Raw genomic sequence first — 10061 nt, forward strand, 5'->3', positions numbered from 1 at the left:
AGCGCGCCGGAGACGACGACGGCGTAGGCCAGCGGAAGCGCGGCGAGTATCCGATAGTTGGGCACCAGCACGCCGGCCACCACGACGATGGCGGCGCTCACGGCCACCAGTGACCATCGAGCGGGAATCACGTCCCGAAACTCATGCAGCACCGCGCCCGCCGCGAACACGAGCGCGAAACGCGTGATCATCTGGAAAAGCGTCGGCACCGCCGCAACGGGATATGACACGAGCACCGCGGCCACCAGGAAGAATGCGAACACCACCGGCGCGGGCCACCGACGATTGAACAGGCCGGCCACGCCGGCGACGGCAACGGCGATGTAGCAGAACATCTCGAAGATGAGGGTCCATAGCACCCCGTCCCAAACCCCCGGGAACGGGACATTTTTGGGCGTTCCGTCGATGCCGGCGTGATAGACGTTCAATACCGCGTTGTTCAGCCAGTAAGTGATCGGTGCGGGTGAGAGCAGCAACCTGGCGGCCGAACCCCCTTGGATCGCGACCCCGATCGGGGCGGCGACGAAGGCCACCACCGCCAGGCAGACCCACAGTCCAGGGAAGATACGCAGGATTCTGGCGACGAAGTATTCGCGGAGGCGCGGGTTGCGGACCCAGCTGGAGGTGATGAGGAATCCCGAGACGACGAAAAACCCGTCGCCCCACACCTGGGTGAGCAGCTGCTCGCCCAGTGCGGGCAATTTGCGGCCGGTCAGCGGCCATGAGTGTTGGAGGATGACGCCCGACGCCAGCACCAATCGCCAAGCGTTCAGTGCGTTGTTGCGTGCGTCGAATACCTGCGCGAGTCTGGGGCTAGCCGCCCGGGGCCGCTCTGGCCGGCCGCGGGTCGTCGTGTGGGGGCCGGGAACTTTCGGGTTCGTACTCATATACGGGTTTCGATTCCGATGCGTTCGACCAGGCGACCTGAGTTTGCCGCTTTCCTGGCTGCGAATATCGCCGTCCGGCCATCAGCGCGCCCCCAGAGCGCAGATCACTGACCGGCATTCCGGCGACACCGCGGAATGCACGGAAATGGACGGGGCAAACACCCGCACAGAGTACAGCGCTCGCAATTCACCCGTGCGGGTGCGGCCAGACTCTTTCAGCGCCTCTCGGCGTCGTTGGGCGTCAGCCGGCGACGGCACCCGGCTCGGCGAACGGCGCACCGAACTCGGTGACCGGGCGGAAGCCGTGCTTGCGCACCTTTTCCGCGGCCCGGCGGATCAATGCATAGATCCCGACGAACGCCGCGTGATCGGTCATCACCAGAGGTGTCAGCAGCCGGTTGTGCACCAGCGAGAACGCCACCCCCGAGGCGGGGTCGGCCCATCCGAGCGAGCCACCCATCCCGACGTGACCGAAGCCGGGCATCACACTGCCGATCGGCAAACTGTGATATCCCAAGTGGAAAGCTAACGGCACGTACAGGTTTCGGTCCGGCCGCAGGCTCCGCTCCCCGGTCAGGCCGGCGACCAGCTGACGGGACAGGAAGCGGATGCCGTCCACCTCGCCGCCATTGGCGATGGCGCCATACATCCGGGCCAGCCCGCGCGCCGTGGCTACGCCGTTGGCCGCCGGGATCTCCGCGTCCAGCAAGGGGGTGTCGCCCTGAACGGCGGCGATCAGACCCTTGAAGTACATCGACCGGTACGCCCCGGACATCTCGTTGGCCACCTTGCGCGTCACGTAGCTGACGACGGGGTTCCCGATCACGTTTTGCGGGCAGATGATCTCGGCGACCCGCGTCGGCGCCTGGGCCGGCGGCCGGCCGAGGTGCAGCCCGTCGGTGCCCAACGGCTCGGCGAGCTCCTCGCGGATCAGCGTGGCCATGCCCTTGCCGGTCACGGCCCGGCCCAGGCCGGACATCAGCCAGCCGAAGGTCAGCGCGTGATACGCCGATTTGCCCAGCAGCCGTCCGGGCGCCGCCGCAGCCAACTTCTCCTCCATCACGACGTGATCGAGCAGTTCTTCCTGGGTGGCGCCGCGCAGGCCGGACAGGCCGGCCTGGTGTCGCATCACCTGGCGCACGGTCATGTCGGCCTTGCCGTTGGCCGCGAACTGGGGCCAGTACTCGGCAACGGGCGCGTCGTAGTCGATCAGCCCCCGGTCGGCGAGCCGGTGGATGACGGTGGCGGCCATCCCCTTGGTCGCCGAGAAAACCATCGGGGCGGTGTTCTCCGTCCACGGCCGCTGCCCGGCCCGGTCGGCCCACCCCGTCCAGACGTCCACGACGGGCTGGCCGTCGACATAGACGGCCAGCGCCCCGCCACCGAATCGGCGCGCGGGGAACATGCTGGCGAAACTACGAACGACGCAACCGAAGTGTGAGTCCGCCGCGCCGGACACACGATGACCTGCGTCAAGGTCATCGTGGACACGGACCGCGCGGCGATCGACTCGGGTATCCACCGTCACAACTTTGAATTTACTTCCATTACACAACCGGTAGGAGCGAAATCTAGATTATTTACCTATCCGTTAGCCCGACGCGGCCGTCAATATTTGCTGGGCGGCCAGCGCGGGAGTCAGCTCCCCCGCCTTGACCTTTCGCTCCACGTCGGCGCGGATCTTGCGCACCGCCGGGCTGGACAACAACCGGTCCAGCACCGTGTCGCGCACCATCTGCCAGGTCCAGTCGACCAGCTGCTCCCGGCGGCGCGCCTCGAACTCCCCCGCCTCGCTGAGCACCTGGCGATGCCGTTCGATGGTGTCCCACAGTTCCTCGAGGCCGGTCCCCTCGGCCGCGCTCATCGTGAGAACGGGCGGCCGCCAGAGCGTTTCACGCGGGTGGATCAGCCTGATCGCCCCGGACAGCTCGCGCGCCGCCGACCGGGCCTCGGCGAGGTGATCGCCGTCGGCCTTGTTCACCACGACGATGTCGGCCAGCTCCAGCACACCCTTCTTGATGCCCTGCAGCTGGTCGCCCCCACGCGCCAGGGTCAGCAGCACGAAGGTGTCGACCATGTTGGCCACCGTCACCTCGGACTGACCGACCCCCACGGTCTCGATCAGGATCACGTCGAAGCCGGCGGCCTCGAGCAGCACCGCCGTTTCGCGGGTGGCCTTGGCCACCCCACCCAGGGTGCCCGAGGTGGGCGAGGGCCGAATGTATGCATCCGGATGCATTGCCAGGCGCGCCATCCGGGTCTTGTCGCCCAGGATCGAGCCGCCGGTCCGCGTCGATGACGGATCGACGGCCAGCACCGCCACCCGGTGGCCCAGCTCGATCAGGTGCATGCCGAGCGCCTCGATGCTGGTGGACTTGCCCACCCCGGGGATCCCGGTGATGCCGACGCGATAGGCGTTGCCCGAGTCCGGCGTCAGCTCCAGCAGCAGCTGCTGCGCCTTTTCGCGGTGGTCGGCGCGGGTGGACTCCAGCAGCGTGATGGCCCGCGGCAAGGCCGCGCGGTCGCCGTTGCGGACCGCCTCGGCCAGCTCCGAGCTCATTTCCAGTTCTCCTGGCCCGCGAGCGTAAGCACACTGCGGATTCGGCCGGGATTTTTCGCGGCGTGCTTACGCTCGCGGAAGAGATCGTCAGCCATTTAGCCGATGTCGTAACCCAGCCGCTCGGCGAGCTTGTGCAGCAAGCCGATTGCGGCGTCGGCGATCACCGTCCCGGGCGGGAAGATGGCGGCGGCCCCGGCCTCGTAGAGCTCGTCGAAGTCACCCGGCGGGATGACGCCGCCCACCACGATCATGATGTCGGGCCGTCCCACCTCGGCCATCGCCTCGCGCAGCGCGGGCACCAGCGTCAGGTGACCGGCCGCCAGCGAGGACACCCCGACCACGTGCACGTCGTTGTCGGCGGCCTGGCGGGCCACCTCCTCGGGCGTGGAGAACAAAGATCCGACGTCGACGTCGAATCCGATGTCCGCGAACGCCGTCGCGATCACCTTCTGGCCGCGGTCGTGGCCGTCCTGGCCCATCTTGGCCACCAGGATCCTGGGGCGGCGACCGTCGGCTTCCGCGAACTTCTCGACGAGTTCGGTCGCGGTTGCCATGTTCGTGGCCTTTCCAGCTTCGTCGCGGTAGACCCCGGCGATAGTACGGATCTCCGCCTGGTGGCGGCCATACACCTTCTCCAGCGCGTCGGAGATCTCGCCGACGGTGGCCTTGTGCCGGGCCGCGTCGATAGCCAGCGCCAGCAGGTTGTTGCCCAACCCGTCTCGGTCCCCCTTACCGGCTGCGCCGGAATGGGCGGCCGCGGCGCGCGACAGTTCCGCGAGCGCCGCGTCGACGGCCCTCTGGTCCCGATTCGCCCGCAGCTCTTGCAGTTTGGCCAGCTGCTCGGCCCGCACCCGGCTGTTCTCGACCTTGAGGACCTCGACCTCCTGATCCTCTTCGACCTGGTACTTGTTGACCCCGATCACCGGCTGGATGCCGGAGTCGATGCGGGCCTGGGTGCGCGCGGCCGCCTCCTCGATGCGCAGCTTGGGGATGCCGTCGCTGATGGCCTGGGCCATGCCGCCGTGCTCGGTGACCTCGGCGATGTGGGCGCGGGCCTTCTGCGCGAGTTGATGCGTCAGCCATTCGACGTAGTACGAGCCCGCCCACGGGTCGATGGGCCGCGTGGTGCCCGACTCCTGCTGCAGCACCAGCTGGGTGTTGCGGGCGATGCGGGCCGAGAAGTCGGTGGGCAGCGCCAGCGCCTCGTCGAGCGCGTTGGTGTGCAGCGACTGGGTGTGACCCTGCGTGGCGGCCATCGCCTCGATGCAGGTGCGGGCGACGTTGTTGAAGGCGTCCTGCGCGGTCAGCGACCAGCCGGAGGTCTGCGAATGTGTGCGCAGCGACAGCGATTTGGCGTTCTTCGGGTTGAACTGGGACACCAGCTCGCTCCACAACAGCCGGCCCGCGCGCAGCTTGGCGACCTCCATGAAGAAGTTCATTCCGATGCCCCAGAAGAAGGACAGCCGGGGCGCGAACTTGTCGATGTCCAGCTCGGCGTCCAGGCCGGCCTTGATGTAGTCGACCCCGTCGGCCAGCGTGTAGGCCAACTCCAAATCGGCTGTGGCACCGGCCTCCTGGATGTGGTAGCCGGAGATCGAGATGGAGTTGAACTTCGGCATCTTCGCGCTGGTGTAGGCGAAGATGTCGGAGATGATGCGCATCGACGGCTTGGGCGGATAGATGTAGGTGTTGCGCACCATGAACTCTTTGAGGATGTCGTTCTGGATGGTGCCGGCCAGCTTCTCCGGCGGCACCCCCTGCTCCTCGGCGGCCACCACATACAGCGCCAGGATCGGCAGCACCGCGCCGTTCATGGTCATCGACACCGACACCGTCGACAGGTCGATGCCGTCGAACAGCTGGCGCATGTCGAGGATGGAATCGATTGCCACACCGGCCATTCCGACGTCACCCTGCACGCGCGGATGGTCGGAGTCGTACCCGCGGTGGGTGGCCAGGTCGAAGGCCACCGACAAGCCCTTCTGGCCGGCGGCCAGGTTGCGCCGGTAGAACGCGTTGGACTCCGCGGCGGTGGAGAAGCCGGCATACTGCCGAATCGTCCACGGCTGGTTGACATACATCGTCGGATAGGGCCCGCGCACGAACGGCGGCTCGCCGGGAAAACTGTGCAGCGGATACCCGTCGGCCTCCACGGCGGCGCGGTCGGCGCCGATGTAGACCGGTTTGACGTCGATGTCTTCCGGTGTCTGCCATTGCAGTTGGTCGGGTGTGTACAGATGCGCAGCCGCCGCCGCGGCCACGTGTTCTTTCACGGCGGCTTCGGTCGCCGGTGCAATCGCCCGCTCGCTGTGCAGCGGCACGTCGGCGAAGCTGCCGACAGCAGGTGCAGTGGTCGTCATCGTAACTACGCCCCCAGCCTTATGAGCAGATCCGACAGAGTTTGCACCGCATTGATTTTCGCGGTCAGGAATTGGTCCGGTTGGTGCTCGGCGTCGGCCACGGCCTTGTCGGGCCCGGCCAGATAGACGCGCGCGATGCCGGCGTCCCGCGCCGCCCGCACGACGCCCGAGGCCTCGGCCTGGTAGCGCTTGTCGGTGCCGCAGATGACCGCCACCGTCGGCGACCCGGCATCGGTCACCGCCGAGCCGACACCGTCGGCGTCGACCGTTCCCGGGTTGATCGCCTCGATACCGCCGGAAGCCAGCAGGTTCGAGGCGAACGTCGCGCGGATGTTGTTCTCGGCCAGCGGACCCAGCGGCAGCAACAGCACCTGCGGGCGCGATCCGGTGCGGGCCAGGTACGCGTCGGAGCGATCCCGCAACGCCTCGAACTCTGCGGCGTAACGCACCAGCTTCCCGGCGGCGAGCGGCGAATACGTCGAATCGCTTTGCGGCAAAGGCGGTTCGGTGAGATTGGGGAATTCGTTGACGCCGGTGATGGCCGTCCGGCGGTGCGCGATGTCGTCGCTGCGGCGAGCGGCGACCTCGGCGATCTGACCGGCGATGAAATCGCGGGCTTGCGTGAATCCGCCGTGGGCCTCGATGGCCTGGAAATGCTCCCAGGCCTGCTCGGCCAGGCTGCGGGTGAGGTCCTCTACGAACCAGGAGCCACCGGCCGGGTCCAGCACCCGGCCCACATGTGACTCTTCGAGCAGCAGCAGCTGCGTGTTGCGCGCGATGCGGCGGGCGAAACTCGTTGCCACGTCCGGGAATCCGCCGTCGATGGCCACATCGAACGGGAACACCAGCAGGGAGTCGGCGCCACCGACGCCGGCACCGAAGGCGGCCAGGGTGCAGCGCAGCATGTTCACCCACGGGTCGCGCTGGGTCATCATCGGCAGCGACGTCTCGGCGTGAACGACCGCCGCGCCGGCGTCCGGCTCGCCGACGACTTCGGCGACGCGCGCCCACAGGTTGCGGGCGGCGCGGAACTTGGCGATCGTGATGAACTGGTCGTCGTCGGCGGCGAACCGGAAGCTGATCTGCCGCAACGCCTGGCCGATCTCCAGCCCCGATTCGGTGAGCACCCGTAGGTAACTCACCGCGGCCGCCACACTCGCGGCGACCTCCCACGTCGCGTTCGCGCCGAGGTTGTGAAAGGCGGGCCCGTCGACGGTGATCGCGCGCACCCCGGTGTGATCGACGGCCCGCTTGGCCACCGCGACCACGTCCTCGATCTTCGGCGCGGGCCGCTCGCTGAGCGCCGCGCTCAGCGGGTCACCGCCCAGGTCGATCGACAGGGTGGCGCGCTGGTCGGGTTCGACCGCGTCCGCCAGCGCCAGCGCCACGTCGCCGGCCGCCACGTAGTCGGCGCCGGCCTCGAGGATCAGCGGCGCCATGCTCAGGTAGACGCCCTCGAGCGCCTCGCCCAGCTGGTCGGGCGCCACGCCCGACTCCCCGATCCGCAGCACCACGGCGCCGGCCCCGTTGCCGAGCGCGTCGAGCACCGCGGAGTTGACGTCCTTTGCCGCCACACCGGGCACCGGCGTCGCGGGGAACGCCTCGGCGACCTTCCAGCCGGACTTGACGTCGCGCAGCGCGTCGCCGCCGCGCACAAAGGGCCACTCGCCCGGCAGCGGCGGTTCCGGCAATTCGTCGAGCGCGGTGTAGAGCGCGCGGATCGCGATCCCGTCATACGTCGGGGTTTCCAGCAGCCGCTCGGGCGCGTCCCCCAACTGCTCGGGGTCCTTCCGGGTGCTTTTAGCCAGCACACCGGCGACCGCACTGCGCCAACGCCCGCGAACCTGTTCTAGGTCGGCGAGCTCGGGTACATCAATGGACACCGATTGCTCCCTTTTCCCAGCATTTGGGGCTACAACTCTGGGGATACCACTAGCTACTGAGGCTAATTGATGACCGCTCGTCGCTAAAAACCGCCAGGTGCGGCGGGCGGTCACGATTGCCGATGAAACACCAGCGTCTGGCAACGCCTTATTCACCCGCGCCCCGTACCCTAGGAAGCCGTGACGGGTTCCGCCACCAGCAAAATCACCGAAACGCTGCGCGATCTCGGCTGCGCCATCGGCGTCGCCGCGCGAAGCGTGTCGCGGTCGCGGATCGCCTGGACAGTGGTGGGCATCACAGCGCTGGTGGTGCTGGCGGCGTGGCTTCCGCTGCCCTCGCCGGTGCAGATGCGCGACTGGGCGCAGTCCGTCGGACCGTGGTTCCCCCTGGCGTTCTTGATCGCCCACATCGTCGTGACGGTGGTGCCCGTTCCGCGCACCGCGTTCACCCTGGCCGCCGGACTGCTGTTCGGACCACTGCTCGGGGTCGCCATCGCGGTGGTCGCCAGCACCGCGAGCGCGATGATCGCGCTGCTGCTGGTGCGCGCGGCCGGCTGGCGGCTGAACCGGCTGGCGCGTTACCGATCGATCGAAACGGTGGAAGAGCGCCTGCGGCAACGAGGCTGGCTGGCCATCTTGTCGCTGCGGCTGATTCCCGCGGTGCCGTTCTCGGCGCTCAACTACGCCGCGGGCGCGTCGAGCGTGCGGGTGCTGCCCTACGCGGTGGCGACCCTGGCCGGGTTGCTGCCCGGCACCACCGCCGTGGTCGTCCTGGGCGATGCGCTCGCCGGTCACATCAGCGCGCTGCTGTATCTGGTGTCGGCGATCACCAGCGCGCTGGGACTGGCCGGGCTGACCGTCGAGATCCGCCACTTCCGTCGGCACCACCGCCGTGCGCGCCGTCCGCTCGACGAGGAAGCCTCCCCCGAGCCGGCCGCCGTCAGCTGATCACCAACTTCGGTAAGACCGCCGCGCGGTGCGGCAAAGATCGATCTAATGGAGTGGTGTACGCGATGGAGGTCGCGAGCTGGGGGACGCCATACTCGCCGGCTCGTACTGTCGCGTTGCCCCTGAGCGCCCTGGTGTTGGCGGTACTCGCCATGCTGGGGTTCCTACCCGGTCCGGGCGAGCTGCGTAGCAAGCCGAAGAGGAGCCTGCTCGCCAGCTTGCGCGTGCACCCCCGCCGCGCCAGGATCCATACCTCATTGCTCACCCTCGCGGCGGTGTGCAGCGTCACCGCCCTGGTGACGGCCGTCTGCCTGTACCCCAGGGCCACCACGCCGGCGCAGCAGTCGGCGCCGCCGCCGCCCGTCCTGGCGCCGATCGATCTGCCCGCCGCCAGTGCGGTGGGCCCCGGGGCGGGAATCTACGTCGCCTACGCCGACGGCTCGGGTGGAATGGGTTGCACCGCAGGCTTTCTGGTGCACACCAGCGGCGGCGCGGCCGGGATTCTGACCGCCGGGCATTGCAACCGCCCCGGGCAACCCAGCAGGGTGACGATGAACCTGGGCGGCGTCCTGCCCTACGCGACGGTGGGCACCTTCCGCAAGACGGTCAACGAGGGAGTGCACAACGAGCAGCACGACATCGGCCTGATCGCGCTGGACGGCGACAACATTCCCCAGTCCTCGGCGATCGCCTCGTCGTTGGCGGTCACCGGTGTGGCCACCAACCTGCAGATCGGCCAGCAGTTGTGCAAGTTCGGCATGGGCTCCGGTGCCGACGCCTGCGGGCAGATCGTGGAGATCACCGGCAGCAAGGTCGTGTTCCTGGCAAGCGGTCGGTGCGGCGATTCGGGCGGCCCGGTGTATCACTACGAAAAGGACGGCACAGTCAGCGCCGTCGGCATCCTCATCCGCGGCGGCGACCCCTATACCCCCAAGGCCGGGTGCGCGGCCCGGGCCAAGTTCTCCGTCGCCGAATTGGTGCGGCCCTGGCTGGACACCTGGCATCTGACGGCGGTGACCGCGCCGGCTTCCCCGCGCTGACGGGCGCTGGCTAGCGCCCCGGGGCGCTGCATTCCCTTCATCTTCAGGTCCGCTTCAGGCTGACTTCCTACCGTCGGGCCATCGCCTCCGGCTCGCCGGCGCGGGGGCACGGTGACCGGTAAACGCGGTGCGAGCAGACCGAATTCGCGCCGACCGGGTGCAGGAACACGTCGACAGAGAGGATGGATGGACCCAGTGAAGATCAGAGAACTCATCGCCGGTTCGTTGCTCGCGGGCGCCCTTGGGGTCGCCGCGGCGGGTTTCGGCGCGGCCGTGGCGAGTGCGGATCCGCCCCCGCCCCCGCCAGGCCCGGGGCAACTTCTCCGTCGCCGAATTGGTGCGGCCCTGGCTGGACACCTGGCATCTGACGGCGGTGACCGCGC

The 10061-nt window shown here is 68.5% G+C and carries 6 protein-coding genes and 1 pseudogene; 2 read left to right on the forward strand and 5 right to left on the reverse strand.

The features are described 5' to 3' along the window. From A9W96_RS02020 to mutA, 5 genes and pseudogenes are all read right to left on the reverse strand, one after another. The coding region (locus A9W96_RS02020) for an acyltransferase (protein ID WP_082972003.1) at window positions 1-887 on the reverse strand (887 nt) is incomplete at its 3' end. Window positions 888-1128: 241 nt separating this feature from the next. Next, window positions 1129-2415, reverse strand: coding sequence for a serine hydrolase domain-containing protein (locus A9W96_RS02025; RefSeq protein ID WP_067137660.1), 1287 nt, complete (start codon window positions 2413-2415; stop codon window positions 1129-1131). Between the two features lie 52 nt (window positions 2416-2467). Beyond that, a pseudogene (meaB, locus tag A9W96_RS02030) lies at window positions 2468-3447 on the reverse strand (methylmalonyl Co-A mutase-associated GTPase MeaB). A 95-nt stretch (window positions 3448-3542) separates the two neighbouring features. Then, the gene (scpA, locus tag A9W96_RS02035) at window positions 3543-5807 is read right to left on the reverse strand and encodes a methylmalonyl-CoA mutase (RefSeq protein WP_066865896.1); all 2265 of its coding nucleotides are present in this window, start codon (window positions 5805-5807) and stop codon (window positions 3543-3545) included. 5 nt (window positions 5808-5812) lie between these two features. Further along, window positions 5813-7690 carry a methylmalonyl-CoA mutase small subunit gene (gene mutA, locus A9W96_RS02040; RefSeq protein ID WP_067137664.1) on the reverse strand — a complete coding sequence of 626 codons (1878 nt, stop codon included), beginning with the start codon at window positions 7688-7690 and terminating at the stop codon, window positions 5813-5815. Between the two features lie 180 nt (window positions 7691-7870). Here mutA and A9W96_RS02045 point away from each other — a divergent pair, with 180 nt between their 5' ends. Beyond that, window positions 7871-8638, forward strand: coding sequence for a TVP38/TMEM64 family protein (locus tag A9W96_RS02045; protein ID WP_067137666.1), 768 nt, complete (start codon window positions 7871-7873; stop codon window positions 8636-8638). A 65-nt stretch (window positions 8639-8703) separates the two neighbouring features. Continuing rightward, window positions 8704-9678, forward strand: coding sequence for an endopeptidase (locus A9W96_RS02050; RefSeq protein ID WP_067137670.1), 975 nt, complete (start codon window positions 8704-8706; stop codon window positions 9676-9678). Window positions 9679-10061: the final 383 nt, after the last annotated feature.

This window comes from Mycobacterium sp. 1245852.3, assembly GCF_001669335.1.
In the GTDB taxonomy this organism is placed as follows: Bacteria; Actinomycetota; Actinomycetes; order Mycobacteriales; family Mycobacteriaceae; genus Mycobacterium; species Mycobacterium europaeum_A.

Coding starts and splice junctions, on each gene's coding strand:
- A9W96_RS02050 (WP_067137670.1), top strand. CDS start 8,704: ATGGAGGTCGCGAGCTGGGGGACGCCATACTCGCCGGCTCGTACTGTC.
- scpA (WP_066865896.1), bottom strand. CDS start 5,807: ATGACGACCACTGCACCTGCTGTCGGCAGCTTCGCCGACGTGCCGCTG.